Source organism: Vitreimonas flagellata (assembly GCF_004634425.1).
GTDB lineage: Bacteria > Pseudomonadota > Alphaproteobacteria > Caulobacterales > Aquidulcibacteraceae > Vitreimonas > Vitreimonas flagellata.
Window position 1 is genome coordinate 1,444,934 of record NZ_SBJL01000001.1, and the last position, 25,727, is coordinate 1,470,660.

Annotated in this window: 28 protein-coding genes and 1 other RNA gene; 10 read left to right on the forward strand and 19 right to left on the reverse strand. The window is 62.8% G+C overall.

Annotated elements, in window-relative coordinates:
• Nucleotides 1-65: 65 nt before the first annotated feature.
• The 9 genes from mraY to EPJ54_RS07535 all read right to left on the reverse strand — a co-directional run bounded on the left by mraY (nucleotide 66) and on the right by EPJ54_RS07535 (nucleotide 8,480).
• Entirely contained in the window at nucleotides 66-1,211 is a 1,146-nt protein-coding gene (gene mraY, locus EPJ54_RS07495; RefSeq protein WP_135211018.1) for a phospho-N-acetylmuramoyl-pentapeptide-transferase, read from the reverse strand.
• A complete protein-coding gene (locus EPJ54_RS07500) occupies nucleotides 1,211-2,608 on the reverse strand; it encodes a UDP-N-acetylmuramoyl-tripeptide--D-alanyl-D-alanine ligase (protein ID WP_135211019.1) in 1,398 nt (465 codons plus the stop codon). Before EPJ54_RS07500 ends, mraY begins: the two co-directional genes overlap by 1 nt.
• A 2-nt stretch (nucleotides 2,609-2,610) precedes the next feature.
• Nucleotides 2,611-4,053: a UDP-N-acetylmuramoyl-L-alanyl-D-glutamate--2,6-diaminopimelate ligase gene (locus tag EPJ54_RS07505; protein WP_135211020.1), complete on the reverse strand. Its 1,443-nt coding sequence runs from the start codon at nucleotides 4,051-4,053 to the stop codon at nucleotides 2,611-2,613.
• A 9-nt stretch (nucleotides 4,054-4,062) separates the two neighbouring features.
• The gene (locus EPJ54_RS07510) at nucleotides 4,063-5,697 is read right to left on the reverse strand and encodes a peptidoglycan D,D-transpeptidase FtsI family protein (protein WP_135211021.1); all 1,635 of its coding nucleotides are present in this window, start codon (nucleotides 5,695-5,697) and stop codon (nucleotides 4,063-4,065) included.
• Nucleotides 5,694-6,017, reverse strand: coding sequence for a cell division protein FtsL (ftsL, locus tag EPJ54_RS07515; RefSeq protein ID WP_135211022.1), 324 nt, complete (start codon nucleotides 6,015-6,017; stop codon nucleotides 5,694-5,696). The genes EPJ54_RS07510 and ftsL overlap by 4 nt, the downstream gene beginning before the upstream one ends.
• Nucleotides 5,999-6,976 carry a 16S rRNA (cytosine(1402)-N(4))-methyltransferase RsmH gene (gene rsmH / locus EPJ54_RS07520; RefSeq protein WP_135211023.1) on the reverse strand — a complete coding sequence of 326 codons (978 nt, stop codon included), beginning with the start codon at nucleotides 6,974-6,976 and terminating at the stop codon, nucleotides 5,999-6,001. Before rsmH ends, ftsL begins: the two co-directional genes overlap by 19 nt.
• A gap of 31 nt (nucleotides 6,977-7,007) precedes the next feature.
• Nucleotides 7,008-7,402: RNase P RNA component class A (rnpB, locus tag EPJ54_RS07525), an RNA gene on the reverse strand.
• A gap of 19 nt (nucleotides 7,403-7,421) precedes the next feature.
• Nucleotides 7,422-8,174 (reverse strand): N-acetylmuramoyl-L-alanine amidase, encoded by a 753-nt coding sequence (locus EPJ54_RS07530; protein ID WP_135211024.1) that lies wholly within the window; start codon nucleotides 8,172-8,174, stop codon nucleotides 7,422-7,424.
• A gap of 36 nt (nucleotides 8,175-8,210) precedes the next feature.
• Entirely contained in the window at nucleotides 8,211-8,480 is a 270-nt protein-coding gene (locus tag EPJ54_RS07535) for a hypothetical protein (protein WP_135211025.1), read from the reverse strand.
• A gap of 181 nt (nucleotides 8,481-8,661) precedes the next feature.
• Between EPJ54_RS07535 and EPJ54_RS07540 the strand changes: the two genes are divergently transcribed.
• Nucleotides 8,662-10,848, forward strand: coding sequence for a methyl-accepting chemotaxis protein (locus EPJ54_RS07540; RefSeq protein WP_135211026.1), 2,187 nt, complete (start codon nucleotides 8,662-8,664; stop codon nucleotides 10,846-10,848).
• Nucleotides 10,849-10,851: 3 nt separating this feature from the next.
• Here the strand turns inward: EPJ54_RS07540 and EPJ54_RS07545 are convergent, their stop codons facing one another.
• The gene (locus EPJ54_RS07545) at nucleotides 10,852-11,544 is read right to left on the reverse strand and encodes a J domain-containing protein (protein ID WP_135211027.1); all 693 of its coding nucleotides are present in this window, start codon (nucleotides 11,542-11,544) and stop codon (nucleotides 10,852-10,854) included.
• A 124-nt stretch (nucleotides 11,545-11,668) separates the two neighbouring features.
• Between EPJ54_RS07545 and EPJ54_RS07550 the strand changes: the two genes are divergently transcribed.
• Complete coding sequence (locus EPJ54_RS07550; RefSeq protein WP_135211028.1) at nucleotides 11,669-12,217, forward strand: fasciclin domain-containing protein; 549 nt, start codon at nucleotides 11,669-11,671, stop codon at nucleotides 12,215-12,217.
• Here the strand turns inward: EPJ54_RS07550 and glsA are convergent.
• The 4 genes from glsA to EPJ54_RS07570 all read right to left on the reverse strand — a co-directional run bounded on the left by glsA (nucleotide 12,214) and on the right by EPJ54_RS07570 (nucleotide 16,612).
• Entirely contained in the window at nucleotides 12,214-14,004 is a 1,791-nt protein-coding gene (gene glsA / locus EPJ54_RS07555; RefSeq protein ID WP_135211029.1) for a glutaminase A, read from the reverse strand. The genes EPJ54_RS07550 and glsA overlap by 4 nt on opposite strands.
• 107 nt (nucleotides 14,005-14,111) lie before the next feature.
• A complete protein-coding gene (locus EPJ54_RS07560) occupies nucleotides 14,112-15,032 on the reverse strand; it encodes an ion transporter (protein ID WP_167755617.1) in 921 nt (306 codons plus the stop codon).
• 89 nt (nucleotides 15,033-15,121) lie between these two features.
• A complete protein-coding gene (locus tag EPJ54_RS07565; protein ID WP_167755618.1) occupies nucleotides 15,122-15,805 on the reverse strand; it encodes a CHAP domain-containing protein in 684 nt (227 codons plus the stop codon).
• A gap of 219 nt (nucleotides 15,806-16,024) precedes the next feature.
• Nucleotides 16,025-16,612, reverse strand: coding sequence for a CHAP domain-containing protein (locus EPJ54_RS07570; protein ID WP_167755619.1), 588 nt, complete (start codon nucleotides 16,610-16,612; stop codon nucleotides 16,025-16,027).
• A 109-nt stretch (nucleotides 16,613-16,721) separates the two neighbouring features.
• Here EPJ54_RS07570 and EPJ54_RS07575 point away from each other — a divergent pair, with 109 nt between their 5' ends.
• The 6 genes from EPJ54_RS07575 (at nucleotide 16,722) to EPJ54_RS07595 (ending at nucleotide 20,596) form a co-directional block, all read left to right on the forward strand.
• The gene (locus EPJ54_RS07575; protein WP_135211033.1) at nucleotides 16,722-17,267 is read left to right on the forward strand and encodes a GNAT family N-acetyltransferase; all 546 of its coding nucleotides are present in this window, start codon (nucleotides 16,722-16,724) and stop codon (nucleotides 17,265-17,267) included.
• A 93-nt stretch (nucleotides 17,268-17,360) separates the two neighbouring features.
• Entirely contained in the window at nucleotides 17,361-18,053 is a 693-nt protein-coding gene (locus EPJ54_RS07580; protein ID WP_135211034.1) for a hypothetical protein, read from the forward strand.
• A gap of 98 nt (nucleotides 18,054-18,151) precedes the next feature.
• Nucleotides 18,152-18,835, forward strand: a complete 684-nt coding sequence (locus EPJ54_RS07585) for a hypothetical protein (RefSeq protein WP_135211035.1) — start codon at nucleotides 18,152-18,154, stop codon at nucleotides 18,833-18,835.
• Between the two features lie 37 nt (nucleotides 18,836-18,872).
• Nucleotides 18,873-19,031 carry a hypothetical protein gene (locus EPJ54_RS19790; RefSeq protein WP_167755620.1) on the forward strand — a complete coding sequence of 53 codons (159 nt, stop codon included), beginning with the start codon at nucleotides 18,873-18,875 and terminating at the stop codon, nucleotides 19,029-19,031.
• Nucleotides 19,032-19,208: 177 nt separating this feature from the next.
• Nucleotides 19,209-20,240, forward strand: a complete 1,032-nt coding sequence (locus EPJ54_RS07590) for a ribonucleotide-diphosphate reductase subunit beta (protein ID WP_135211036.1) — start codon at nucleotides 19,209-19,211, stop codon at nucleotides 20,238-20,240.
• An 89-nt stretch (nucleotides 20,241-20,329) separates the two neighbouring features.
• Entirely contained in the window at nucleotides 20,330-20,596 is a 267-nt protein-coding gene (locus EPJ54_RS07595) for a hypothetical protein (RefSeq protein WP_135211037.1), read from the forward strand.
• Between the two features lie 22 nt (nucleotides 20,597-20,618).
• Here the strand turns inward: EPJ54_RS07595 and EPJ54_RS07600 are convergent, their stop codons facing one another.
• The 5 genes from EPJ54_RS07600 to EPJ54_RS07620 form a co-directional block, all read right to left on the reverse strand.
• Entirely contained in the window at nucleotides 20,619-21,398 is a 780-nt protein-coding gene (locus tag EPJ54_RS07600) for a tyrosine-protein phosphatase (protein ID WP_135211038.1), read from the reverse strand.
• Between the two features lie 67 nt (nucleotides 21,399-21,465).
• Nucleotides 21,466-22,914: an AMP nucleosidase gene (locus tag EPJ54_RS07605; protein ID WP_135211039.1), complete on the reverse strand. Its 1,449-nt coding sequence runs from the start codon at nucleotides 22,912-22,914 to the stop codon at nucleotides 21,466-21,468.
• Between the two features lie 51 nt (nucleotides 22,915-22,965).
• Nucleotides 22,966-23,499 (reverse strand): TadE/TadG family type IV pilus assembly protein, encoded by a 534-nt coding sequence (locus EPJ54_RS07610; protein WP_135211040.1) that lies wholly within the window; start codon nucleotides 23,497-23,499, stop codon nucleotides 22,966-22,968.
• On the reverse strand, nucleotides 23,496-24,056 hold the full coding sequence (locus tag EPJ54_RS07615; protein WP_135211041.1) for a TadE/TadG family type IV pilus assembly protein: 561 nt from the start codon (nucleotides 24,054-24,056) through the stop codon (nucleotides 23,496-23,498). The genes EPJ54_RS07610 and EPJ54_RS07615 overlap by 4 nt, the downstream gene beginning before the upstream one ends.
• A 75-nt stretch (nucleotides 24,057-24,131) precedes the next feature.
• Nucleotides 24,132-24,533, reverse strand: coding sequence for a pilus assembly protein N-terminal domain-containing protein (locus EPJ54_RS07620; RefSeq protein WP_167755621.1), 402 nt, complete (start codon nucleotides 24,531-24,533; stop codon nucleotides 24,132-24,134).
• 275 nt (nucleotides 24,534-24,808) lie between these two features.
• On the opposite strand from EPJ54_RS07620, the gene EPJ54_RS07625 reads away from it, so the two are divergent.
• Entirely contained in the window at nucleotides 24,809-24,988 is a 180-nt protein-coding gene (locus tag EPJ54_RS07625) for a Flp family type IVb pilin (protein ID WP_135211043.1), read from the forward strand.
• 190 nt (nucleotides 24,989-25,178) lie between these two features.
• Entirely contained in the window at nucleotides 25,179-25,685 is a 507-nt protein-coding gene (locus EPJ54_RS07630) for an A24 family peptidase (protein ID WP_135211044.1), read from the forward strand.
• The last annotated feature ends 42 nt before the right edge of the window (nucleotides 25,686-25,727 follow it).

The window sequence follows — 25,727 nt, forward strand, 5'->3', positions numbered from 1 at the left end:
CTCCAGCCCTAAAGACAGCGGTGTGCGCTGCTTCGCGGCGTTAACGCAAGATTACCGCGCGACCATCAACGCAGTTTGAGCGTCGCCAAGCCGGCCAGCGCGAAGATCGTCGAGATAATCCAGAAGCGGATCACGATCGTCGGCTCCTGCCAGCCGAGCTTTTCGAAATGGTGGTGCACCGGCGCCATCAAGAACACGCGCTTGCCCGTGCGCTTGAACACCGCCACCTGCACCATCACCGAAAGCGTTTCGAGCACGAACAGACCGCCCACGATCGCCAGCACCACTTCGTGCTTGCTCGCCACCGCCACCGCGCCCAGCAAACCGCCCAGCGCCAACGAGCCCGTATCGCCCATGAACACGCGCGCGGGCGGCGCATTATACCAAAGAAAGCCCAGCGAGCCGCCCAGCAACGCGCCGAGGATCGTCGCCAATTCGCTGACGCCCGCGACGTGCGGAATGCCCAGATACGCGGAATAATCGACGCGGCCGACGAGATAGCAAATCATCCCGAACGTGGCCGCCGCAATCATCACCGGAACGATCGCCAAACCATCGAGGCCGTCGGTCAGATTCACGGCGTTGCCAAAACCCGTGATCACGATCATCGCGAAGATGATGTAGAAGCCCAGAAGCTGCACGCCCCAGCCCTGCACGAACGGCAGCGCCACCGCGGTCAACGGGTCGCCCGCCATCAGCGCGTTGAAGAAGCCCTGCACGTCATGCGTTTGGCCTGGCGTTGTCGCCACCCATTCCGCCACCAGCATGATCAGCACCGCCAGCAGCGCCGCGCCAAATTCCGCGCCCAAGCGCACCTTCGCGGAGAGTCCGCCATGATGCTGCTTCGTGACCTTCGCGAAATCGTCAATGAAGCCGATCGTGCCGAAGCTGAGCGTCACCAACAGCACCGCCCACACGTAGGGGTTTTCGAGGTCCGCCCAGAGCAGCGAAGAAATCCCCAAGCTGATCAGAATGATCAGCCCGCCCATCGTCGGCGTGCCCTTCTTTGTGAGCAAATGCCCTTCCGGCCCGTCGCTGCGGATCGGTTGGCCTTTTCCCTGCTTCTTGCGCAACCAGGCAATGAACGGCGCGCCAATCGCGAACGCGATCACCATCGCGGTGAACATCGCGCCGCCGGTGCGGAAGGTGATGTAATTGAAGAGGTTGAAGAATTGCGATTGATCTTCGAGTTGACCGAGAAGCTCGAGCATCAATTATCCCCACCGAGGCGCGATAGCGCTGCAACGACACGGCTCATTTTTGATCCGTTTGAGCCTTTGACGAGCACGATGTCTCCCGCCTGCAGCGATCCTGCAATCACTGGAATCAGCGCGTCCGCAGTTTCGGCATAGCCGCCGCGCAGGTTCGGCGGAAGCGCCTCCATAAGAGCGGCCATGCGCGGGCCCGCCGCGAACACAAGATCGACGCCGGCCTCCTGCAAAGGCGTTGCAAGGCCGGAATGGTAGGCGCGCTCCTCCGGTCCGAGTTCCAACATATCCCCAAGCACCGCGATCCGCCGCCCGCTTCCCGCCGGCTTGCGCGCGCCCAATGTGGAAAACGCCGCCGCCATCGAGGCGGGGTTGGCGTTGTAGGAATCATCCACCAGCAGAAAGCCGCCGAACGGCGCCTCCACGCGCGTCGCCACACCGCGCCCGTCGAACGCACGCAAATGCTCCAACGCATGCGCCGCGGCATCAAGGTCCGCGCCAATCACATCCGCCGCCGCGAGTGCAGCCAAAGAATTCAGCGCCCAGTGTGCGCCTTCGACGCCGACACGATACCGGATCAAGCGGCCAAGAATTTCCGCCTCCGCCGTCGAACCGGTGTCATCCATGTCGAACTTGAGCAACCGCGCTTCGCACACGGAATCGCGGCCAAAGCGGATAAGATTCGCGCCATTGCGCTCCGCCGCTTCGATCAAGCGGCTCGCATGCGGCGCTTCGTTCGGCACAAGCGCTGCGCCGCCCGGCTCCAACCCCGCGTAAATATCGCCCTTCTCGTCAGCGATCGCCTCGAGCGAACCGAGATTCTCCACATGCGCCGGTGCGATCGTTGTCACCAACGCCGCATGGGGGCGCACGATGTGCGTCAGCGGCAGAATTTCGCCGCGATGGTTCATGCCGATCTCGAACACCGCAAACCGGCTTTCCGCCGGCATCCTCGATAATGTAAGCGGCACGCCCCAATGATTGTTGTAGCTCTTCACGCTGCGATGCGTTTGCCCGCTCGCGGAAAGACAAACCGCTAGAGCTTCCTTCGTCGATGTCTTGCCCACCGAACCCGTCACCGCCACGCGCTTTGCCGTCGAACGCTCACGCGCCGCTTCACCGAGCTTGCGCAAACCGTCCAACACGTCCGGCACAACGAGCGCCGGCCCCATGCCTTCAGCCTTGCTCGCATCCGAGATCAACGCTGCGCCCGCGCCCGACACATAAGCCTGCGCCAAGAAATCATGCCCATCGCGTACATCTTTCAGCGCCACGAACAGATCGCCCGGCTCCAACGTGCGCGTATCGATCGAAACACCGCCCGCGCTCCATTGATCGCCATTGATCAACCGGCCGCCCGTTGCGCGCGCCGCTTCCTGCGCCGTCCAAAGCTCACTCATGCTTAGCTCTCCAACGCAGCGCGCGCGACGTCCTGATCCGAGAACGGATGCGTGACGCCTTTGATGATCTGACCCGTCTCGTGGCCCTTGCCCGCGATCATCAGCGCATCGCCCGCTTTCAACATCGCCACCGCTTCGCGGATCGCTTGCGCACGGTCGCCAATCTCGATGGCGCCTGGCGTCGCCGCCAAAATCTGTGCGCGGATCGAGGCAGGATCTTCGCTGCGCGGATTGTCGTCCGTCACGATCACAACATCGGCGTGACGCGCCGCGATCGCGCCCATCTTCGGCCGCTTGCCCGCATCGCGATCGCCGCCGCAGCCGAACACGCAAATGATCCGCCCCGGCGCATGCGGACGCGCCGCACGCAACAACACATCCAAGCCATCCGGCGTGTGCGCGTAATCGACGAACACATGCCCGCCGCTCTTGCTCTGGCCCACATGCTCCATGCGGCCCTTCACCGGCTTCAGCTTCGCCATGCCGGCAAACACCGCTTCCGGCGCCTCGCCCGTCGCCAACGCCAAGGTCGCTGCGCACACCGCGTTCAAAGCCTGAAACTCTCCAATCAGCGGCAGCTCGACATCATATTCCTTGCCGTTCCAGGTCAGCGTCATGGATTGCGCGTTCGGGCGGGGCTGAATTTCCACGATCTTCAGCGCATGCTCGCGCGGCGCGCGCCAGCCGCACAAGATCACATCCAGCCCGCGCTTCTTCGCGCCATTCTCGAACGCGCCACCCTCCGCCGCATCGGCATTCACGATCGCCGCGCCGCCATCCTTCACCAGCGCCCAAAGCTTCAGCTTCGCATCGCGATAGCTCGCCATATCGACGTGATAGTCTAGATGATCCTGCGTGAGGTTCGTGAACGCCGCAGCGTCAAACGTCAGCCCATCGACGCGATGCTGCTCAAGCCCATGGCTCGACGCCTCCATCGCCGCATGTGTCACGCCATCGTCCGCAAGCGCGCTCAAGGTTGCATGCACAGCGGCTGGATCGGGCGTCGTGTGCCCAAGATCAACCACGCCACTCGGCCCGATCGCGCCTAGCGTGCCCAAGCTCGCCGCGCGCTTGCCCGCATGCGTCCAAATCTGGCGCAAAAAATCGACCGTGGAGCTTTTGCCGTTCGTGCCCGTCACCGCCACGATCGTCTGCGGCCGGCGCGGATAGAAGGCCGACGCCGCAAGCGCAAACGCGTTGCGCGGATTGGCGGCGACCACATGCGCGATCCCCGGATCGGCGCCCAAATCGCCCGCCGACAACACAGCCACAGCGCCGTTCGCCTTCGCTTGCACCACAAAATCGCGCCCGTGTGCAGCGACGCCCGCGAGTGCTGCGAACAAAAAGCCCGGCTTCACCTTGCGCGAGTCCGCGCTGAGGCCGGTTATCTCAAGTCCGGCCGCGTCCGCCGGGACGCCACCTTTGAACAATTCGCCAAGTTTCATGCCCTCTCCCTAGCGCGGCTGCGCTTGCGGCTCCACACGCAAACCGAGCATGGGCGCTATGCGGCGCAGGGTGCGCGCCACAGCGGGCGCGGCCACAACGCCGCCAGCCTGATCGGCCCCCGCGCCATCGAGCGCGAGCACGATCACATAACGCGGGTCATTGGCCGGAAATACGCCTGCAAAAGAGGAGAAATTGCGATCTGACGTATAGGCGCCGGTCGCGTCGCGTGTTTCCGCCGTGCCGGTTTTACCCGCCACCAGCAACCCCGGCACGTCCGCCGCCCGGCCGGTGCCTTCCGTCACCACCGCGCGCAGATAGATCAGCATCTGCCGTGTCACGTCTGTGGAGAACACCGGCGTGCGTTCCACCGGCGCATCCGGCGCGCGCGCGATCAAAGTCGGCTCCACCCGCGCGCCCTGGTTCGTGAACACCGTGTAGGCGCCAGCCAACGCCACCGGCGAGGACGCCAGCGCATAACCAAAGCCACGTCCGGCAATATCGCGACGCGCCGTCAAATTCGGCGCGATCGGTTCGCCATTGCGGCTGAGCTCAAGCCGCGCCGCGCGCGTCAGCCCCAAGCGATCGAGATAATCGCGCTGCCGCGCACCACCGACACGCAACGCCAATTGCGCGGCCCCCAGATTGGATGATTGCGCCAGAATGCTCCACAGCGTCGCCGCACCCTCAATCGGATGCTCGTCCGTGATCGGCCGCCCGCCGACATTGAGCGGGCGATTGAGATCGAACACTTCGCCGCTCGTCGTCACCTGCTCTTGCAGCGCCATCGCCACAGTGAACGGCTTAATCGTCGAGCCCAATTCATAAACGCCGCCCGCGACACGATCCAAACGCTGCGCCTCGTTCGCACTGCCGGCTTGGTTCGGATCAAAGCGCGGCCACGACGCCAACGCATAGGTCTCGCCCGTGCGCCCATCGAGAATGATTGCCGCCGCCCCCGTCGCGCCCACGCGACGCGCGGCGAGATCAAGCTCTTCCTCCAGCGCGTATTGCATGCGCACGTCGAGCGAGAGACGCACGCTCCGCCCCTCCGCACCTGCCGTACGGACCTGCTCATCCATGCCGCGCTCAACGCCAGAGAGCGGATGCAGATCGACATCGGTAAAGCCAATCGTATGCGCCGCCAGCTGGCCCTGCGGATAGACGCGGCGATTTTCGTCTTGAAACACGATGCCGCCCAAGCCCAAGGCCTGCACTTCATCGCGCTGGTTCGGCGTCAGGCCACGGCGCAACCACACCATGTCGCGCGACGTGTCGCTCAAACGGCGGATCACCGTCTCGCGATCGAGCCCCGGAAATACATTGCGCAGCGCATCGGCCGTTTCCGCCGCATTCCACACATTGCGCGGCTCAGCCGCCAACACGTACGCGCGCACCGTCGTCGCCAGCAGCTCGCCGTTGCGATCCACGATGTCCGCACGCGGCGTCGCCGCCACCGCCACGTTGCGGCGCGGCTCCGCCAACGGATCGCCAGAGAACGCCAATTGCACCGCGCGGCCCGCAAGCAGAAGCAGCACCGCGAAAATCCCGATCGCCAACAGCCGCACACGGTTGCGCGCCGGCGCGGCCTCGCGCGGATCGAGCGCGTCAATCGCCTCGACGCTTCTATGCGCGAACGGCCTCACTCCTCGGCCTTCGTCCTACGCGGCGCCGGCAGATGCCGATCCATCGCCGAAGCCGGCAACGCCGCACTTTCGCTGCCCACGCTCATGCCGAGATGATTTTCCGACATCTCTTCCACACGCGCCGGGCTTTCCAAATGCGCGATCTCAGCCCGCAGCGCGCGCAGGCTCGCTTCGGTTTCCTCAACCTGTTGTTCAAGCTGGCGCACATGGCGCTGCGTCTGCGCCGCGTCGGTCTTGGCCTTGTAAAGCCCCACCGCCAGCACAATGATTAGCACCATCGCCGCAATCTGCAGCGTGCGAACTAGTTGAGTTTTTTCCATTCGGCCTCCGCCTTCGGCGCCAGCGCCGGCGGTTCGAGTTCATCCCACGCCGGCGCATCCGTACGCACCGCCCAGCGCAAACTGGCGGAGCGCGCACGCGGATTGCGCGCCGTCTCTTCATCACTCGGCGCCGTTGCGCGCTTGCGCTCCAACACAAAGCTTGGCGCACGCTCTGGCGGCAGGTCCGGCATGAAGCGCGAGCCGCGCCCCTGCGCATCCGCACGCGCAGCGATGAATTGCTTGACCATGCGATCTTCCAGCGAATGGAACGACACCACGACCAGGCGCCCGCCCGGCTTCAGCGCCCGCTCCGCCGCCGACAAGCCACGCGCCAATTCGCCCAGCTCATCGTTCACCAGCATACGCAAAGCTTGAAACGTCTTCGTCGCCGGGTGCGTGCGCGCACCGCGCCGTCCGCCCACCGCTTTCTCAACCAGGTCGGCCAGTTGCAGCGTGCGCGTGATCCTTCCTGCCGCACGCGCCTGCACGATCGCGCGCGCAATGCGCCGGCTCTCATCGTCTTCGCCGTAATTATAGATCAGGTCCGCGAGCGCTGCTTCGCTCATGCCGTTCACGGCGTCGGCGGCGCTGGGGCCATCCTTCTCCATGCGCATGTCGAGCTCCGCGTCCTGCTGAAACGAGAACCCGCGGTCGGCCTGGTCGAGCTGAAACGAGGAAACGCCCAGGTCGAACACCACGCCATCCACCAATTCGTCGGGCGCCAGATCACCAAACCGACCTTGCAGAAGCGTGAAGCGCTGTGCCTCCTCAGAGATTAACGCCGCCCCGCGCGCAATCGCGTCCGGATCGCGGTCATAGGCAATCACCCGGCAATCGGCGCGGCCAAGCATCTGGCGCGAGTATCCGCCGCCGCCAAAGGTCGCGTCGACATAAACGCCCCCGTCCCGAAGGGCGAGCGCGTCCATCGCTTCTGCGAGGAGGACGGGAGCGTGACTCATCGCGCAAACCTAAGCCGAGTCCAGAAATCAAAATACCAGTCGGCCTGTAAGCCGGGTTCTGTTCCGCTTGCGCGGTGACGACCATTCCTCTGGACCATGCGTCGCCGCATGGTTCTCGCGACCTACCCGGATGCACGCCCACGGACGGGCTCGCACGCCTTGCGGCGCCGCTGCATCCCTATTCGGTCTTGCTCCCGGCGGGGCTTGCCGTGCCGCCTTCCTTACGGTTGGCGCGGTGGGCTCTTACCCCACCGTTTCACCCTTACCCGCCAAAGCCCGAGGGCGATTGCGGGCGGTCTGTTCTCTGTGGCGCTATCCCTAAGATTACTCTCGGCGGGAATTACCCGCCGCCGTATCCGCGTGGAGCCCGGACTTTCCTCGAACGCGCCGTTTCCAGCATGCGCCCGCGGCCGTCCGGCCGACTGGTGGAGCTCATGTAATGCTTTTACGTTACGCCCGCCAGCAGCTTGCGCGTTTCCTCGTCCAGCACGCCGTCTATCTGATGGGGGCGAAACCTACGCTGAAACGCGACCAGCGCGTTCTTTGTCGCCGCATCCATCACGCCTGTCGCCTGCACATCGTAACCAAAAACGGCCAATTGTTGCTGCGCATGCGCGACATAGTCATCGTCCGGCAGATCAAGCGCGGCGCCTTGCGGCCAAATCGAAACGCCGGCGTCAGCCAGCTTTTTCCAAGGAAAGCGCTCGCCCGGATCGAGTTTGCGCTCCGGCGCGACATCGGAATGTCCCACGATCCGCGCGCGCCCCAGCGACCAGCGCTCCATGATCCCGCGCAGCAGCGCGATCACCGCCTGGATCTGTGCATCTGGAAATTCCGGCAGACCGAAATCGTGGCCGCCATTCACGATCTCGATGCCGATGGCGCGATGGTTCACGTCGCCCTCGCCATCCCAGCTCGACGCGCCCGCGTGCCAGGCGCGATGCTCCTCAGCGACGAGCCGATACACCGCGCCATCCTCGGCCACGACGTAATGCGCGGAAACCTTACCGAGCGGCGCGTCGGGCGCGACGTCCTCGGCCTGCCACGGCCCTGGAAACCTGCCCGCCACGGGCGCGGGGTCGGTCAGCCGCGCAATCGCCGTCTCAGCATCCTGCATGCCCGTGTAATGCAACACCACGAGATCGATCGGGCGCGTGCGCGCGTCGAAATTGGGCGAAGGGCGATCGATGATGTTCAAAGCGCGCTCACCATAGGGCGACTCGCGCCGCTTGGCTTAGTTCCGCGTCGAGAAGGTTTCGACCACCCAGCCATCGGGGGTGCGTCGCGCTTCCAGCGTTTCCGGGCCTGAAGTGCGAACCGGCTTGGCGCGCGGCCAAAACCGCATCGCCACCGCCGCGCCCGCAATCATCAAGCCGACGACCAGAGCCGCAAAGAACGCAAATACGAACGCAAGCGCCGCGCCCACCGCCAAAATCAAAAGCCCCGCCGCGCGCAGGAAGGCGCTCAAAGCGTTGGAGCCAAAGTCCGTGGCGGTCGCATTCATTCTCGGCAACTCCTCGGTAACGAATATGGACCTTCACGCTGAAGGATCAATGCGGCGCTCCTGGGGCGTGCAGGTGCGGCGCTTTTGCGACCAATGACGCTGCAAACTTCCGGCCAGCGCACACGAATCAAGCCGGTCTTAACCAATCGGGCCGCTTTGTCCCCAGACAAGCGGAGGGGACATGCTCAAAGAATTCCTGGGTCAGCGTCAGCTGGCGACAAAGATCACTTTGGCCGGCGCGAGCGCCGTGGCCCTGTTCATTGCGGTAGGCTCGGGCGCCGCCGCCTGGGTTGTGGAGAGCACCGCCGTCGAAGGCGCCCAGGAAACTGCCGACATCGCCGCCGGTGAAGCGGCCTCCGAGGTCGAAGCCGAATTCGAGCGCCCAATTGGTCTCGCTGCCGCGCTGCGCGACGCCATCTCCGCCGCTCACGCCGCTGGCGTCACCGACCGCGCCGTCCACAACAACATCATGCGTGAGACCCTCATCGCGCACGAAGAGATTCTCGGCTCTTGGACGGGTTGGGAGCCCAACGCGTTCGACGGGCGCGACAGCGCCTACGCAGGCTCCACCGGCCACGACTCCACCGGCCGCTTCGTGCCCTATTGGCACCGCGCAGGCGATAACGTCGCCGTCGTGCCGCTCGAAAGCTACGAGGTGGCTGGCGATGGCGACTTCTACCAGCTTGCCTTCAATTCCGGTCAGCCTGCTTTGCTCGACCCTTATGTGTATCCCGTTGATGGCGTCGACACGCTGATGACGACGATCGCGTTGCCGATCATGCGCGGCGAGAACGCGCGCGGCGTCGCCGGCGTCGACATCGCGCTCACGAATTTGCAGGAGAGCCTCAACGAGCTCGATGTGCCGTTCAACGGCCGCCTTTCCGTGATCTCTGGCAACGGCCTCTACATTTATCACCCGGATTCCGCGCTGCTCGGCCAAACCGCCGGCGATGTCGGCGAATTGCAGGATGGCGTGCAGCGTCTCCACGACGAGCAACTCGGCGACGTGATGCGCATTGAGCGCGCCATTCAATTCAGCGACTTCGACATCGCTTGGCGCGTGCGCGTGGATCTGCCGGTAAGCGCGGTTATGGCCAATGCGCGCTTGATTGAAATGGTGCTGCTGTTCAGCGCGCTTGCGATGATCGCGGGTCTCGCCTTCACTTTAAAGGTTGCCGCTGGCCGCATTGTTGGCCGCCCATTGCAGCAACTCTCCGACGACATGAGTAAGATCGCGCACGGCGATCTCAACATGCCGCCGCCGCGCGCCCCGCGCGCCGACGAGGTCGGCAAAATGCAGGAAGCCGTCGACGTCTTCCGCCAAAACGCGATCGATCGCGTTCGCCTCGAAGGCGAAGCCGCCGCACAACGCCGCCAAGCCGAAGAAGAACGCGCGCGCAATGATGCGGAGCGCCAGAAATCGGAAGCCGAACAGCGCACGGTCGTTGAGGCGCTTGCAGAAGGCTTGGCCAAGCTTGCCAAGGGTGATCTCCGCTTTGCAGCCAACAAGCCGTTCGCCGGCCAGTACGAGCAGCTGCGCAAGGATTTCAACGCCGCCATCGCGCAATTGCGCGAAGCCATGAGCGTGATCTCGATGAATTCAGACGGCATCCGCTCTGGCGCCGGCGAAATCAGCCAAGCTGCTGACGACCTCTCGCGCCGCACCGAACAGCAAGCCGCGTCGCTTGAAGAGACGGCGGCAGCACTCGATGAAATCACCGCCACTGTCGCCCGCTCCGCCACCGGCGCCAACAAGGCCAACGAGACGGTGCATTCGGCGCGCACCAACGCCGAACACGGCGGCAAAGTCGTGCGCGAAGCCATCGACGCAATGGGCGAGATCGAAGAATCCTCACGCCAGATCACGCAAATCATCGGCGTGATCGACGAGATTGCGTTCCAAACCAATCTGCTTGCACTCAACGCCGGCGTCGAAGCCGCGCGTGCGGGTGAAGCCGGCCGCGGCTTCGCCGTTGTCGCGATGGAAGTCCGCGCGCTCGCTCAGCGCTCGGCGGAAGCTGCGAAAGAGATCAAGGGCCTCATCGCCCGCTCCAGCGCGCAAGTCGAAACCGGGGTCAATCGCGTCGGCGAAACCGGCAAAGCGCTGACCGGCATCGTCGCCCAAGTGGCCGAGATTTCATCGCTCGTCGGCGAAATCGCGACCTCGGCGCAAGAGCAAGCCACCGCACTCGTGCAGATCAACGCCGCCATCAATCATATGGACCAGGCGACGCAGCAGAATGCGGCGATGGTGGAGCAAAGCACCGCCGCCTCGCACTCGCTCGCGCGCGAGGCCGACGAACTGGCGTCGCTGGTGGCGCAATTCGAATTGGGTGATCAGAACGCACGGCGCCGTTCGGCCGCGTAAGCGTTACTCAGCCGGTTCCGCCAGCTCTTCGCGGATCATCGCGTAGGCCGCGTTGATTGCGGCAGTCTTCTCACGCGCGATCTGCACGAATTCGGGCGGCGCGCCGCGTTGCATCATCCGATCGGGATGGTTCTCCGCAGCCGTGCGACGCCACGCATGACGCACCTCGTCCATCGTGGCGCCCGGCAGCAGACCCAGGATGGCGTACGGGTCGCCCGCCTCGGGGCCGAGATTGGTCGCCTTGATGCGGCGGAATTCCATCTCGCTGAAGCCAAAATGGTTGGCCACTTCGGCCAGGTAATTGATCTCGTTGTGCGTCACGATCCCGTCGGCGGCGGCGATGTGGAAAAGGCCGTCGAGCACGTCTTCGAGCAGGCAGGGCCGCGCCCGGTACTTGCGGCCGATCTGCTTGGCGTAGGACTCAAATCCTAAAACAGTTTGGTTGGCCAGCTGGAAGGCGCGGCGGAACGCAACCTCCTCGCCCGGCGGCGGGCGAAACACCTCAGCGGCGGCGAACATCTCCGCCTCCTCCGCTTTGCCATCCACCTTGGCCATCTTCGCCGCCAGTCCGATCACGGCCGCCGTAAAGCCCACATCGTTCGGACGGGGCGCACATTCCTCCGCGAATTCAGGCGGATCGGCTTCCGGATCGAAAGCGCGCGCGGCCATATCCACGATGTTGGACCATACGGACATGCCGCCATTATCGCCGTTCAGACCGCTTCGCGCAAAGCCCCGACTGTCGATAATGAGCGCGGCTCCGTCGCACTTGCGATCAAGCTCGCGTGAAACCGTCCCCGGCGCGCGGCGTTGAACAGGCATGAAACACCAATCCGCTCTTCGCGCTCTGTTGCTCGCCAGCGTGCTGGCGTTTGCGCCTGCCGCAATGGCCCAGACCGGCGAACGCTTCCTGATCGCTGAGGTGGTGAATCCAAATCCTCAAGGTGATGTGCTCGAAGTCGCCGCCGCGACCGGCCAGTTCACGCGCTTCCTCGACGCGGTTGAAGCCGCGGGCTACGCGGAGACGTTGCGCGGCGAAGGCCCCTTCACAATTTTCGCGCCCACGGACGAAGCGTTCGCGGAGATGAACCAACGCGAAGTCGCGCGCCTGATGGACCCGCGCAATCGCGAAGAATTGCTCGCGATCTTGGCTTATCACGTTGTGCCCGGACGTGTGACGACGCAAACCCTCGGCGGCCGCACCACGCGCCCGGAATCCTCCACCGGCCACCGCGTCGAAATCGATGCAAGCGATGGCTTGCGCATCAACGACCAGCTCGTCGTCATGCAAGACATCGAAGCCTCGAACGGCGTGATCCAAGGCATCAACACGGTGCTCGCGCCGCCAACGCTGGTCGCCAGCCGCTAATGGCCGAGCGAACGAATTTCATTGTTCGCCGCACGCAAGCGCTCCGCGAAATCGCGGCTGAGATTGGCGAAAATCGTCAGCAACAAACTCGGATGCGTATCCGAGAGCGCCATCATCTCTTCGATCGAAAACCCGTAAGCAATCACGCGCCCGTCGGCGATCACGTCGGCCGAGCGCGGGCTGCCATCGAGCAGCGCCATCTCACCTACACACCCGCCCGCGCCAATCGTCGCCACCCGCACCGTGCGCGCGCCCGGCAAAGTGAGTTGCACGCTCGCCGCGCCCTGCGCGATCACGAACAACAAGCGCCCCGCTTCGCCCTCGCGCACGAGATGCTGGCCGCCTTCAAATACAAACGGCTTGGCCAGCGCTTCCAGCGCGCGCAAATCGCCCGCACTCAATCCCGCAAACAAATCGATGCTCTTCAGCGCAAACCGCGATGGCCCGCCATGCGCGCCTTCCACCGCAATCAGTGCATTTTCGCAAAACTCCAGCGCCGCATCACGATCCGCGAATAGCGTGTTGGCGTGCGCATGCGGGGCCAGCGCCTCGGCCAACCTACCCTGCGCGTGCGCGAAGATCAGCGAACCTGGCTTCGCCTTCGCAAACTGCCGCCCCAACAAGGCGCACGCCGCCGCGTCCGCATCATAGACGCGACGCAGATCGACAATCAGCCAATCTGCTTTCACTTCGCCAATGCGCCGCACCAAGCGCTCCGCCGCACCAAAAAACAAAGCGCCCTGCGCCTCGATCAACGCGATCCGCGCGCCCTCGCGCGCCAACACCTCGCGCTCCGCGCTATTGCGCGCACGCTTCGAGCGCACGGCAAGCCCCGTCGCCTCCGCACGCACCGCAGCACTATTGTTCGGCGCGACGCGAAACGCGTGCAGACCAAAATCCGCCGCGATGCGCTTGCTTGCCGCGATCGCGCGCACCGAATTGCCGAACCGATCGAGCGGCGGCGCATACGCGCTCATCCCCGCTTGCCCCGGTATGATCGCTGCGATGGAACCGGAGACACCGCTCTTTGCGGGGACGCCTACCTCGTAGGACCATTGGCCCGCATAATTGTACATCCCGCACGAATGCATCACGGTGAGCACGTCCGGCACGTATTCCGCATCGAGCGCGCGGTCGCCACTGATGGGATTCACACCGCCGTTCGCCAAGGTCGCGGCCATCACCGAAAGATCGCGCGTCGTCACCAGCACCGAGCATTGGCTGAAATAGAGATCGAGAATTTCGTCCGAGTCGCCGGCGATCATTTCCGCCTGACGCATGATGGCCGCGATCACACGATTGCGTGCGCCGGTGTCGCGCTCGGAGTGAAACACGGCTTCATCGATCTTGAGCTTGCGCCCTGCAAACCGCGACAGAAGCTCAAGCACGACTTGGCGCCGCGCTTTGTAGCCTTCGCCCTTCACCAAAGCCGTCACCGCGATGGCGCCCGCATTCACCATCGGATTGAACGGGCGATTATTCACCTCATCCATCACCGTCGAATTGAACGCATCGCCCGTCGGCTCAACGCCGACATGTTTCAGCACCGCCTCGCGGCCATATTCCTGCAGCGCCAAGCCATAGAGAAATGGCTTAGACACCGATTGGATCGTGAACGGCAAATCCGCATCACCCACCGCATAGGTTTTGCCGTCAAGCGCCGTGATCGCGATCGCCAGCGCTGCCGGATCGGATTTCGCCAATTCCGGAATGTAGGTGGCGACCTCGCCGCCCTCGATGCGCCGAACCTCTTCAAGCAGATCAGCCAGATATGCGCTTAGCGGCATGCCGCACGCCTCCCCGCGCGCAGGCGAACGCTAAGCCCCGCGCTGGAGTCGCGAATAGGCTGTGATTCCAGCTAAAAGTACGCTTGCCGCTATTTTGGGCGCCGCTTTTACGCCGAGGGCGGCAGAGCGCCGCCGCGCAACGCCGCGACCTCGGCCCGCAACGCCCGCACCTCCTCCAAGATGCGCTGCTGCACGACTGCGGCGTCCTCCTGCGCGGTGGCGATGTCGGACACTTCTTCCTGCACGTCTTCGATCTCTTCCTTGATCTCCTCTTGGGGCGCGGCCTGCACCGCTTCGACGATGACGCCGATGAAGAGATTGAGCACCGCGAACGCGGCGATGATCGTAAAGCCGATCACGTAAATCCAGGCGTACGGATTTTGCTCCTGCAGACGCTGGATCGTGTCGCCCCAGCCATCGAATTGCGAGAGCGCAAACAGCGACAGCATCGCCACGCCCAAGTCACTGAAGCCTGGATCGCTGTGGAACAGCGTCGTACCCATCACCGCCGCGATGTAAAACACGACCGCCAAAATCGCGAACGATGCGAGAATGCCTGGCAGCGCGCTGAACAGCGCCTCCACCACGCGCCGCATCTGCGGCACCGCACTCACCAATCGGAAAACGCGTACAACGCGCAGCGTCCGCAATGCGGAAATCGCTGGGTTCACCGCGATGTAGCTCAGCCCGATGACAAAGATGTCGAACCAATTCCAGCCATTGCTGAAATAGCGACGCGGCCCTTGCGCGAAGAACTCAAGCACAAGTTCGGCGGTGAAAATCCACAGGAAGTACATATTCCACAACTCGATCTGGTCGTGGAATTGCGATTGCTCGCCATAATGCGCGTCGTAGCCAAGGATGGCCGCGTTCGCGACGATGCAGAGCAGGATGAACGTATCCCAGATGACGTTGCGCGTCAGCCAACGGAACAGCGGAATGCCGCCGCGGTCCTTACGCTTGGCCTTCTTGCGCGCTGGCGTTGGTGTGCTCGTGGGTGCGCCTTCTGCGCTCGCCGCATCCGTCATGTCGATCCCCTCGCCGCCGGCGTCCCAATTCCGGCGCGCGCGGAAACTAGCGCGCTTTGCGCTGGCGGGGAAAGTTTTTGAGGGGTCGCTTAGCCGACTGGAACGGCCGCTTCGTTTGCGCTGGCCGACACCTGTTGCGCCAGAGCCGCAGCATCGGCTTCCGCCTGCGCCTCGGCCGTCAGCACGTTCAGAATGAAGCCCTGCACGTTGTAGCGGCGCACGCCCCATTGGCGGGTCGGGATATTCCAGACCTGCACTTCGCTCCAATCGCCGGCGTCCGACACATCGCGCACCGGCACGTCGCGGGTGATCTCGCCCGCGTTCAGCCAATTGGCGTGATCGACGATCACCATACGCGACGACACCACTTCCGTCACAACGGCGACGTGGCCGCGTGCAGTCGTGTTGTAGCCTTCCAGCACCATCACAGCGCGCTCTTCCGGCGCTTGCGTGGTTTCATAGCGGCCAGCGGCCTGACGCCACCACGTATTGGCGTTGCCATAGATTTCGACGCCGGATTCGTTGCGCGCGAACGGCACGCATTGCAGGCGTGCACGACGGTTCGTGACGCGCGCCACCGGCTCATAAGCTTCGTCAGGCGCCCGCTCGAACGCTACCGGCTGGAGCGTGGCGTATTCGGATGGCCCCTCGGCGACGCTCGGGTCGATGGCGAGATCCATCGACAGCGGCGTCAGCGCGTCTGCTTCGGTCGGTACGGCCACGAGACCGGCGATCGCCGCAGCGGCGACGAGAAGCGCTTTCGTATCCAGCATGGCCCCAGGCCCAGGCGAGGCATTGCCCCAATCTGGGACACACAAACACGCCATTGCAGTTAAAGAAAGCCTAATCGACCAGCTGAACTCTTCGCAATGTTGAGATCATATGGTGAATATTCGCCTTCTAGACTACATCTAGACATAGCCGAGGGGTAATATTGGTTAATTCTGCGACGTTAAGACATCAGGAAAGCTTAACGCGCCGGACTGGGCCGCTCAGCTTCGCAATTCCGCCATCAACGTGAACGGGTGTATGAAGCCCTCGGCGACATAAACGCGACCGCCCCAATGGTTTCCGGGGATGTGCCAGACGCGCACCTGGGTCCAATCATTGTTCGGCGAGACATCAATCACCGGCACGCCGACGCTAATCTCGCCGTTGTTCAGCCAATTGGCCTGATCAACCCGAATAATCCGGCTCGATTCCACGTGGGTCACCACCGCGACGTGGCCGCGCGTGGTCGTATTAAAGCCGCGCGTCACCAAAACAGCGCCCGGCGCCGGCGAATTGGAGCGCGGATAGCGGCCTTCGGCTTGGCGCCACCAGGTATTGGCGTCGCCGAAGATCTCGACGCCGGATTCACGGCGCGCAAACGGCACGCATTGCAGGCGGGCGTTGGCGTCAGTCACACGCGGCGGCGAATCCGGATCAAACGGCGGCCGCGGCAGGGCGGCAATGTTGCCATAGCGCCCCAGCGCGCCCGAGCTGATCGGCGCGGGCGTGGAGGCGCAGGCACTCAAAACCGCCGCCATCAGTCCAAGCGCCAGCGCCCGGACTGCCGGATGTGTCCTCAGAATCGACATTTCGGAGGCGATCCTAACCGATAGGAGTTGGGATTGGATAAATGCGCCCCGGCGCCGCAGCGGCCGACCTTGACCCAGGGGCGCAAAGCGGGCCACCGGATTTGTCCACATGCCCGACGCCAAGACCCCCGACATCATCGTCCGGCCCTGCTTCCAGCAGGACCTGCAATACGTGCAGCTGATCTACGCCCATCATTGCCTGACCGGCACCGGCACCTTCGAAATCGAGCCGCCGTCGCTGGTAGAGATGACCGAGCGCTGGAGCAAAATCGTCGATCGCGGCTGGCCCTTCCTGGTGGCCTCCCCGCCCAGTGATTTCAGCCGCGTGCTTGGCTTTTGCTACGCCGCCCAATTCCGCGATCGCGCCGCCTATTCAAAGACATTCGAAGTCTCGATCTACGCCGCGCCGACAACAATGCGCCAAGGCGTCGGCAGCCAAATGCTTGCGCAACTCCTAACGCAACTCCGCGACGACGGCGTGCGCGAGGCGTTGGCGGTCATCGGCGATTCCCACAACGCCGCCTCCATCGGCCTGCACCAGAAGCTTGGCTTTCGCCGCGTGGGCGCGATGACTAATGTCGGCGAAAAATTCGGCCGCCTGCTCGATGTGGTCATCATGCAGCGTTCGCTGCCTGCGAAAGACGCGATTTCGTAAGGGCGCCGCTGCTTCTGCGGGCGCCCTCCAGCGCCATTAAGAACTCGATAACCAAACTAACCACATCCTTCATGTAGGTCAGGAGGGATCGCGATGCTCTTACGCAAGCTCGTGGTCGTTGGGTTGGTAAGTTTCGTTAGTTTCGCGGCCAATATTGCAACCGCCGAAGATGCGGTCGGGCCGAGCGCTTCCTACGTTGGCATGAGCGGCGTCAGCTTCTCCGATCCAACGCAACCATTTGAATCCGATCGCTTCAGTTTGAGCGTTGGCGAAGCCGATGCGCAGCGGTTCAGCCTCAGCTCACAAACGCCGTCGCAGCCCTCGGATCGCGATTTGCGCCGCTACGAACTCGCACTCGTCGCCCGCGCCACCTCAGACATCGACGTGTCGTTCGCACAGAGCGAAGGCTTTGGCGTCGATGAGAACGGCGACATCTCCCGCCGGTCGCGCGGCTCCGAACTCCGCCTCGGTCGCGGCCTGCGCAATCTGCGTCAGGAAAGCCGCGAACCGCGCATGGAAGGCAGCTGGTACATCTTCGCGGCGTCGGAAGACGAAGCGCTGACGTGGCAGCCCGGCCAACGCAACGCCTTCGGCGGGTCAGGTTCCTCGTTCGGTCTGCAAGAACGCGTGGAAATCGGCGACGTCCAAGCCGGCGTGACGTACGAATCCAATGGCTGGCAGGCGTCTTTGGCGTATGTTGAGCGCGAGTTCAGCATGCGCTCGGGCTCACGTACGATTAGCCAAGACGAGGACTTCACCGGCTTCACGCTAACCATGCGCCACTAGGCGCGCTGCGTTCGCGGTTGCACAAAAGCTTAACTTCACGCGGAACCTGTGGCAGCCATTATGCATTGCTGCTTCGTAGGCACAGGGACGAGGCTGTCATGGGTGGAATTAAGTTTCTCCGCACGGCTTTCGTCGCAAGCACAGCACTTGCGGCGACAATGGTCGGCGCGCGTTTCGCCAGCGCCCAAGACGCCGCCTTGGGCCCTGGCCAAGTCGATTTCACCGACCCCGCAGCGGCCCTTTCCCAGCCAGAAGCGCCGATCGTGGCGATGGACGTTCGCGACGACCTGCGCCCGCGCTTCGCCGCCCCTGCCCTGACCAATGATGGTGAATCGCCGCGCCGGCTCGAACTCGAACTCGCTGCCGGCGGCGGCAATTCGCCGATCGACGTCTCCATCGCCCAGCGCGCCACCCTCGGCGCTGACCGCAATGGCGACCTCGACCGCAGCGGACGCGGCGCGGAAGTCCGCATCGGCCAAGGCTTGGTCGATCGCCGTGAAAACAGCGAAAACGGCCGCGCCGTTTATATGTTTGTGGCCTCCGAAGACGAAGCGCTGACGTGGCAACCCGGCGCGCGCAGCGAATTTGGCGGCGCAGGCTCCTCGGTCGCCCTGCAGGACCGCGTCGAAGTCGGCGACGTCTCGGCCGGCGTCACCTATGAGCAGAACGGCGTCCAAGCCTCGCTGGCTTACGTCGAGCGCGAGGAAAGCACCCGCGTCGGCCGCCAGAACTTCAATCAAGACCAGAGCTTCACCGGCGTCACGGTCACGATGCGCCGCTGAGAGCATTAACGCGCATTAGTCTTGCATTGGCTGGGGCATGGCCCCGCCGAACTTTAAATCCCAAGTCCGCGCCCAACGCCGACGCCGCGCGCTCAACGATTTCCGCCGCCGCGTCTGGATTGGCCGCTGGTTTTTGCTCAAAACCGCCGCGGCCGTGACGCTGGCCTACGTCGTCTCCAAGTGGATCGCGGGCTAATTCTCCACAGCCCCGCGCCCGTTCCCGGCTTCCGTCGGCGCTGAATCGCTCCATGGTCGGCTTCGGGCGGCTGGTAACCTTTCCTAAAGGCGACTCGCGCCCAACTAGCCTAGATATGGTGGCCATTAGGTCGCTAAATCCCTACATCTAGACGACGTTGCGAAGTGGAGACGATTTATGGCTGGCGCAAACGGGGACAAACTGACGGGCCTTCGCACACCGTCGATCGGCTACAAGCCGTTCCGCTACCCCTGGGCTTACGAATTCTGGCGCCGCCAGCAGCAAGTGCACTGGATGCCGGAAGAAGTCCCGCTCGGCGAGGACGTGAAGGATTGGGCCTCCAAGCTCAACGACCAGGAGCGCAACCTCCTCACCCAGATCTTCCGCTTCTTCACGCAAGCAGACGTCGAGGTGAACGACAATTACATGGAGCGCTACGCGCGCGTGTTTAAGCCGACCGAGATCAAGATGATGCTCGCGTCGTTCTCAAACATCGAGACGATCCACATCGCCGCCTACGCGCTGCTGCTCGAAACCATCGGCATGCCGGAAACCGAGTTCGAGGCCTTCCTCGATTATCAGGCGATGCGCGACAAGCACGATTACATGGGCACGTTCGGCGTCGAGACCGACGAAGACATTCTGCGCACGCTCGCCATGTTCGGCGCCTTCACCGAAGGTCTGCAGCTCTTTGCGTCGTTCGCGATGCTGATGAACTTCCCGCGCTTCAACAAGATGAAGGGCATGGGCCAGATCGTGACCTGGTCGGTGCGCGACGAAAGCTTGCACTGCGAAGGCATGATCAAGCTCTTCCATGCATATGCAAAAGAGACCAACGCACTCACGCAAGCTGTGAAGGACGACATCGTCGAATGCTGCCGCACCGTCGTCGGCATCGAAGATCGCTTCATCGATCTCGCCTTCGAGATGGGCCCGGTCCAAGGCATGACTGCCGACGACATCAAACAATATATCCGCTACATCGCCGATTGGCGTTTGGGCCAACTCGGCCTGCCAAAAATCTACGGCGTCACTGAGCACCCGATCCCGTGGCTCACGGCGATCCTCAACGGCGTCGAACACGCGAACTTCTTCGAGGCGCGCGCCACCGAATATTCCAAGGCCGCCACCAAAGGTGAATGGCACGGCGATGCCGGCGTCTGGTCGAACTTCGATCAGATGATGGAAAAGCGCAAAGCCGCCGGCTGACGCGCGCTTACATCGCCCGCAAACAATCCCAGCCGCTAACGCGCGCCGGGATTTTTGTTCGCGGGGCCTGGATGATAAGCGAGGTGGCAATGACGAACGAACGAGCACCAATACCCGTTGTCACGGCGCTGGAGCTGATCCGGAAACGTCCCGAGATGTTTTTCGATGCAGAGAGTCCACGGATGGATCAACTCATCGAACTCGTCGTCGAGGACGTCACTGCGGCGAGCAACAGCGTCGAGTACCGAGTCGAGACGTCCGAACACTTCACCGTAAAGCCGCCGACATTGATTGGATGCGAGCGGACAGAGCGTGTCCGGGATGACGATAGAGTGAAATCACCGCGCGTCGCTTGAACAGCGCGGCGCCTGCGCGCGCCTATTCCAAATAATTCTTCTTCAGCGCAGCGCGTTCGGCGGGGCCTACGCCCAGCGCGTTCGTCATGTATGCATCAGCCGAACCAAACTCCGCGTCGATCGCATCGAACGCGGTGCGCAGATATTCCACGCGCACGCCGAGCATCGGCTTCAGCGCTTCGGGGTCGAGCGTGCGGCCGAGGCGCACTTCCATGCGGTCTTTGATGTGATGCAGACGCTCATCCAAGTTAATCGCAGCGTTGGTGAATTCATAATCGGCGATCACCGCCTCTTCCGGCACGCCGAGCGCCATCAGAGTCAGCGCGCAGCCAAGCCCCGTGCGATCCTTGCCAGCGGCGCAATGGATCAAGCCCGGCCCGCCTTCCACGAGTTCGCGAAACCAATTCCTATAGAGATCGATGTGGCGCGGGTTCGACGCGAATTCGCGATAGAGCATGTGCATGTAGGCGGTCACGCTCTCGGGCGTGATGTCGTCTTGCATCAACGCTTGCAGGTGCGGCGGCAAACCATCTTGCGGACCTTCATTGTTGATGATCACGCGCGCGCGATCGCCGGGCCATTTGTTCGGCTCGCGATTGCGCTCTTCCGGCCGGCGCAGATCGACCATGAAGCGAATACCCATCGCATGCAGGCGCTCAATATCCGTTTCCGTTGCGTCACTAAACGCGGCCGAACGATAGAGTTTGCCGCGCGCCACCCGCGCCCCGCCGGCGGTGTCGTAGCCGCCAAAATCGCGGAAATTCAAAACGCGGTCGAATGGAACGAGACGATCTGGGGTCATAAGCTTAGGGATTAGGGGCTCGGGATTAGGGACGCAATGCGGCCCACTGCCCACTGCCCACTGCCCCCTACCTAAACGGCGGCTCGTCAAACGCCCGCAATTTCCGCGAGTGGAGCCGATCGCGGTTCTGCTTCAGCAGCGTGATCGTCTCGAGGCCGATGCGCAAATGGCCGCCGATCGCGCTGTCATAAAAGCGATCGGAAACGCCGGGGAGTTTGATCTCGCCATGCGCAGGCTTATCGGAGATACAGAGCAGTACGCCATACGGCACGCGCAGACGGAAGCCCTGCGTCGCGATGCAGGCGCTTTCCATATCCACGGCAACCGCGCGCGATTGGCTGAGCAGCTGGCGCTCTTGATTGTAATTCAGCTCCCAGTTGCGATCCGCGTACGAGACCACAGTGCCCGTGCGCAAACGCCGACGCAGTTCTTCCTTGTCGTCGCCGCCGACAATCGCCGTCGCCGCTTGCTGCAAGGCGATCTGGATTTCCGCGATCGCCGGGATCGGGATTTCGAGCGGAACCCGATCATCGAGAATTTTGTCGCGACGCAGATACGCGTGCGCGAGCACGTAATCACCGATGCGTTGCGTGTGACGAAGCCCGCCGCAATGGCCGATCATCAACCAGCAATGCGGCCGCAGCACAGCCAAGTGATCGGTGATCGTCTTGGCATTCGACGGGCCAACGCCAATATTCACCAGCGTGACGCCATCGCTATCCGGCGTCTTCAAGTGATAAGCTGGCATCTGATATTTGCGCCACGGCGCATCGAGCGCTTTGGCTTCCGCATCTTGATCGCCGCTTTCGATCAGCACATTACCGGGGCACGACAGCGACCAACCCTTCGGGCCGTCCTTCACTGCGGCCGCGGCCCAGCGCACGAATTCTTCGACGTAACGCTGGTAGTTCGTGAACAAGATCCACGGCTGCACATCGCTCCACGGCGCGCCCGTGTAATGTTGAATGCGCTTTAGCGAATAATCGATGCGCGGCGCATCGAACAACGCCAGCGGCCGCATGCCATCGAGGCGCTCAATGCGCAGCCCGTCGACGACAGCGTCCCCCACTTGCGTCAAACGCGGCGCGGGGAAATGGCGGGCGAGATCTTCGGCCGGCACGTTTTCAAATGCCGCTGCACCAGCGGCGTCGAGCACGAACGAATACGGGATTTCAGAACCCGACACCCGCACGCTCAATTCAGCGCCGTAATCGGCGACGAGTAATTCGAGTTGCTCAAGTAGATAGCGCCGGAAATACGCCGGCTGCGTGATCGTCACGCCGTACTCACCTGGCCACATCAGCTGGCCATACGCGCGCGCCAGTTTCGGCACGCGGGCGCTATTGAGATACGTGACCCGGAGTTCGGGATAACGGAAGAGCGCGCGTTCGTCCGGCGTGGGCGGCACGCCCGTCTCGGCAAAGCGGCTGATGGATTGAGTGAGCGCGTTTACGGCCCGCGCATAAAGGCTCTCAAGGAGATCGACGGCTTCGATCGGTGTTTTAGGCTGTTCCATCGCGGGAGCATCGCCATAAAGCGCGCCCCGTCAAGAGCCCCAAACGCAGACCTAGTCGCGCGGAATCGGATCGATCAGGCGCGAGCGGCGATAAGCGTCATGGATCATGCGCATATTGCTCGTCTGCAGAATGCCGATCACCGGCACGTAATCGAACTCGGTTTCAGCGTAAATAATGCTGGTGCCCGGCACCATCATTTGATCCGGCAGATCGACGGTCGTGTTCTCGACGCGCGCCACCAGGCCATTGCCCTCGCTCCAGACCACGCGGGCCGTGGATTCGTCGATGATGCTGATGCTGGAGACACGTGTCCGCAGCGTGGACACACTCTCAGGATACATGAGCACTTCCGTCGCGCGCCAGATGCCCGTGATCTCGTCGTCGCTGACGGAGGTGTCGCGCGAAATCACGTCGGCCACCGAAGCGGCGACGTTTTGGACGCGACGATTGGCGATCACCATGTCGATCAGTTCGATCGCGCCAAACAACAGGAAGATCATCATCGGCAGGATGATGGCGAATTCGAGCGCGGCGAGACCACCCGTTGCGCGTGCGAACCGACGGAGGCGTTGCATCAATCTCATGAGTTCGGCGCCGATTCATAAGGCTCGTTGCGGAACATCATGGTCGAAACGACCAGACGCTCGCCGCCATTGGTGTTCGCCAAGATGCGGTCGAACATCGGCGTCAGCACGTGCCAGCGATAATAGGTGCGCACGACAACGATGTCCGAAGGCTCGCCTGGTTCGTAGGCGAAACCATCGGTTTGCAATTCGCCGTCAACCACCGGCGGATCGACGTTGATATCGGTGAACGCCTCATAGGTGCGGACATCGACAAAGAGCTTGGCCTCGCAATCGACGGCCATGAAGCGTCCGAAATTCAGGCAGACAGCCTCTTTAATTTCTTCCTCGGTCACGCCGCCCATCTGGGCGCGGCCTGTGCGGATTTCGCGGCCGGCTTCCGAGGTGGCGTAGTCGAGATTGGTTTGCGCAAGGCCCATCAGCGACACTTCGGCCAGGCCAAACGTCAACATGAAAAACGGGACCGCGACGAAGCCGAACTCAAGCGCCACCGCCCCGTCTTCGGTGCGGGCGAAACGGCGCAAAGCGCGTCGAGCAGCTTTGAATGGCGCAAACATTTCTAGCCTCCGGATCGCCAAGCTTAGGCGCCGAAGGGCTGAGAAACTGTCAAAAGAGGTGGTAAACGCCCCGATTTATTGGGGCGAGGGATTGCTGCCCGGGGCTTCGGAACGCTCGCGACAGAGCGGCGTGCATTCCAAGCGCGCCGTTTCTACGCCACGCGTCACCATCACGACGTCGGTTTCATCCGGCGTCACGACCACGCGGCCTGAATAGAGAACGCGACCGCCGTCGCCGATGACGACGAGATTGGTCGAGCCGTACGCGCGGCCCGTTACAAAGAGGAAGCGATCATTCTGGACGGAGACCGCCGCGATATCGGGATTGCCGATTGCGACGCCCTCAGCCGGTTCAGCAAGTCGGATCGGGAACGCTTGATCGCGCGCCACGCGGATATCGCGCGCGATGGCAGGCGCAGATGTCGCGAACACAAGGGCAGCTGCAACAAGAGCAATGACAGGGCGCAAGCTGCGCATCGACGTCATCCTTCCAAACTCACACTATAATATGAGCTACGCGCCAATCGTTTCCGCATCGCTAAAACGCGCACGCACGCACGCATAAGCACGTATAAGAATGTCGCGCGTGAAAAAGGCTGCAAGGCTCATCGCGGTAAACCTTATTTTCACTATTCTCATAGGCCGGAACGTTAAGGGCGTCGCGCTATTGTCCTCCTGCGTCTGGTATGGGTGTCGGGTGCGACGCTTTGCCGGGCCGGTAAAAAAGCACTCGACAAAGTTGGAGTATGACAATGGTTTCTCTGAAGAAGTTCCTGAACAACGAAGACGGCGCCACCGCGATTGAATACGGCCTCATCGCCGCCCTGATCGGCGTTGCGATCATCGTCGCCGTTTCGGCTGTTGGCACGAGCCTCGACACGACCTTCACGGACGTTTCGACGGCCCTCGACGGCGCGCCGGCCGCTCCGTAATGCGGAAGTCGTGACATGGGATCGTGAGCGATCCCATGTTGCGCCCTTATTCCCCTCCTCTCTGGAAACGCCGCCCCCTCGGGGCGGCGTTTTTCTTTGCGCAAGTTTCGTTAGCGCTTTGCCGCCTTTTGCCGCGAAAAGCGGTTCCTTTTAAGTGTTTCTTATAGCGGCACAGCACAAACATTGAGCTATGCTTGTTATACTTGCGCTGATCGTGTTCGCCGGACTGCTGATCTACGCAGCAGGTAAAGACGTCACCAGCCTCACCATTCCGAACTGGATTTCGCTGGCGCTGATCGGCGCGTTTCCAGTATTCGCATTCGCGCTCGGCATGCCGCTCGCTGAGATCGGCAAGCACTTTATTCTTGGCTTGGCCGTGCTGTGCGTCGGCTTTGCTCTGTTTCAATTGAACATCTTCGGCGGCGGCGATGCAAAGCTGATCGCAGCGGCCGCCGTTTGGACTGGCTTCGCCGTCTTCCTTCCCTTTCTATTTTGGACCGCAGCCGCGGGCGGCATGCTCGCGCTCTCACTGTTGGCGGCGCGCCAATTTGTTAAGCAAACAGAAACCAATCCACCTTTCGTGAACCGATTGCTCACGGGGCAAACGGGCATTCCCTACGGCGTCGCCATTCTCGCGGGCGGGCTCATGACTTTGCCCGCGCTCGCCACCCGATTCCATTCGTTAACCCTGCCTTAGCCATGAGCGTGGTCTGGTCGCAAAGCTGATTTGCGGCCGGTT

What these genes read in the sequence shown, in the direction of transcription:
- mraY (WP_135211018.1), bottom strand. Translation starts at nt 1,211, where the DNA reads ATGCTCGAGCTTCTCGGTCAACTCGAAGATCAATCGCAATTCTTCAAC.
- EPJ54_RS07500 (WP_135211019.1), bottom strand. Translation starts at nt 2,608, where the DNA reads ATGAGTGAGCTTTGGACGGCGCAGGAAGCGGCGCGCGCAACGGGCGGC.
- EPJ54_RS07505 (WP_135211020.1), bottom strand. Translation starts at nt 4,053, where the DNA reads ATGAAACTTGGCGAATTGTTCAAAGGTGGCGTCCCGGCGGACGCGGCC.
- ftsL (WP_135211022.1), bottom strand. Translation starts at nt 6,017, where the DNA reads ATGGAAAAAACTCAACTAGTTCGCACGCTGCAGATTGCGGCGATGGTG.
- rsmH (WP_135211023.1), bottom strand. Translation starts at nt 6,976, where the DNA reads ATGAGTCACGCTCCCGTCCTCCTCGCAGAAGCGATGGACGCGCTCGCC.
- EPJ54_RS07535 (WP_135211025.1), bottom strand. Translation starts at nt 8,480, where the DNA reads ATGAATGCGACCGCCACGGACTTTGGCTCCAACGCTTTGAGCGCCTTC.
- EPJ54_RS07540 (WP_135211026.1), top strand. Translation starts at nt 8,662, where the DNA reads ATGCTCAAAGAATTCCTGGGTCAGCGTCAGCTGGCGACAAAGATCACT.
- EPJ54_RS07545 (WP_135211027.1), bottom strand. Translation starts at nt 11,544, where the DNA reads ATGTCCGTATGGTCCAACATCGTGGATATGGCCGCGCGCGCTTTCGAT.
- EPJ54_RS07550 (WP_135211028.1), top strand. Translation starts at nt 11,669, where the DNA reads ATGAAACACCAATCCGCTCTTCGCGCTCTGTTGCTCGCCAGCGTGCTG.
- glsA (WP_135211029.1), bottom strand. Translation starts at nt 14,004, where the DNA reads ATGCCGCTAAGCGCATATCTGGCTGATCTGCTTGAAGAGGTTCGGCGC.
- EPJ54_RS07560 (WP_167755617.1), bottom strand. Translation starts at nt 15,032, where the DNA reads ATGACGGATGCGGCGAGCGCAGAAGGCGCACCCACGAGCACACCAACG.
- EPJ54_RS07565 (WP_167755618.1), bottom strand. Translation starts at nt 15,805, where the DNA reads ATGCTGGATACGAAAGCGCTTCTCGTCGCCGCTGCGGCGATCGCCGGT.
- EPJ54_RS07570 (WP_167755619.1), bottom strand. Translation starts at nt 16,612, where the DNA reads ATGTCGATTCTGAGGACACATCCGGCAGTCCGGGCGCTGGCGCTTGGA.
- EPJ54_RS07575 (WP_135211033.1), top strand. Translation starts at nt 16,722, where the DNA reads ATGCCCGACGCCAAGACCCCCGACATCATCGTCCGGCCCTGCTTCCAG.
- EPJ54_RS07580 (WP_135211034.1), top strand. Translation starts at nt 17,361, where the DNA reads ATGCTCTTACGCAAGCTCGTGGTCGTTGGGTTGGTAAGTTTCGTTAGT.
- EPJ54_RS07585 (WP_135211035.1), top strand. Translation starts at nt 18,152, where the DNA reads ATGGGTGGAATTAAGTTTCTCCGCACGGCTTTCGTCGCAAGCACAGCA.
- EPJ54_RS19790 (WP_167755620.1), top strand. Translation starts at nt 18,873, where the DNA reads ATGGCCCCGCCGAACTTTAAATCCCAAGTCCGCGCCCAACGCCGACGC.
- EPJ54_RS07590 (WP_135211036.1), top strand. Translation starts at nt 19,209, where the DNA reads ATGGCTGGCGCAAACGGGGACAAACTGACGGGCCTTCGCACACCGTCG.
- EPJ54_RS07595 (WP_135211037.1), top strand. Translation starts at nt 20,330, where the DNA reads ATGACGAACGAACGAGCACCAATACCCGTTGTCACGGCGCTGGAGCTG.
- EPJ54_RS07600 (WP_135211038.1), bottom strand. Translation starts at nt 21,398, where the DNA reads ATGACCCCAGATCGTCTCGTTCCATTCGACCGCGTTTTGAATTTCCGC.
- EPJ54_RS07605 (WP_135211039.1), bottom strand. Translation starts at nt 22,914, where the DNA reads ATGGAACAGCCTAAAACACCGATCGAAGCCGTCGATCTCCTTGAGAGC.
- EPJ54_RS07610 (WP_135211040.1), bottom strand. Translation starts at nt 23,499, where the DNA reads ATGAGATTGATGCAACGCCTCCGTCGGTTCGCACGCGCAACGGGTGGT.
- EPJ54_RS07615 (WP_135211041.1), bottom strand. Translation starts at nt 24,056, where the DNA reads ATGTTTGCGCCATTCAAAGCTGCTCGACGCGCTTTGCGCCGTTTCGCC.
- EPJ54_RS07620 (WP_167755621.1), bottom strand. Translation starts at nt 24,533, where the DNA reads ATGCGCAGCTTGCGCCCTGTCATTGCTCTTGTTGCAGCTGCCCTTGTG.
- EPJ54_RS07625 (WP_135211043.1), top strand. Translation starts at nt 24,809, where the DNA reads ATGGTTTCTCTGAAGAAGTTCCTGAACAACGAAGACGGCGCCACCGCG.
- EPJ54_RS07630 (WP_135211044.1), top strand. Translation starts at nt 25,179, where the DNA reads ATGCTTGTTATACTTGCGCTGATCGTGTTCGCCGGACTGCTGATCTAC.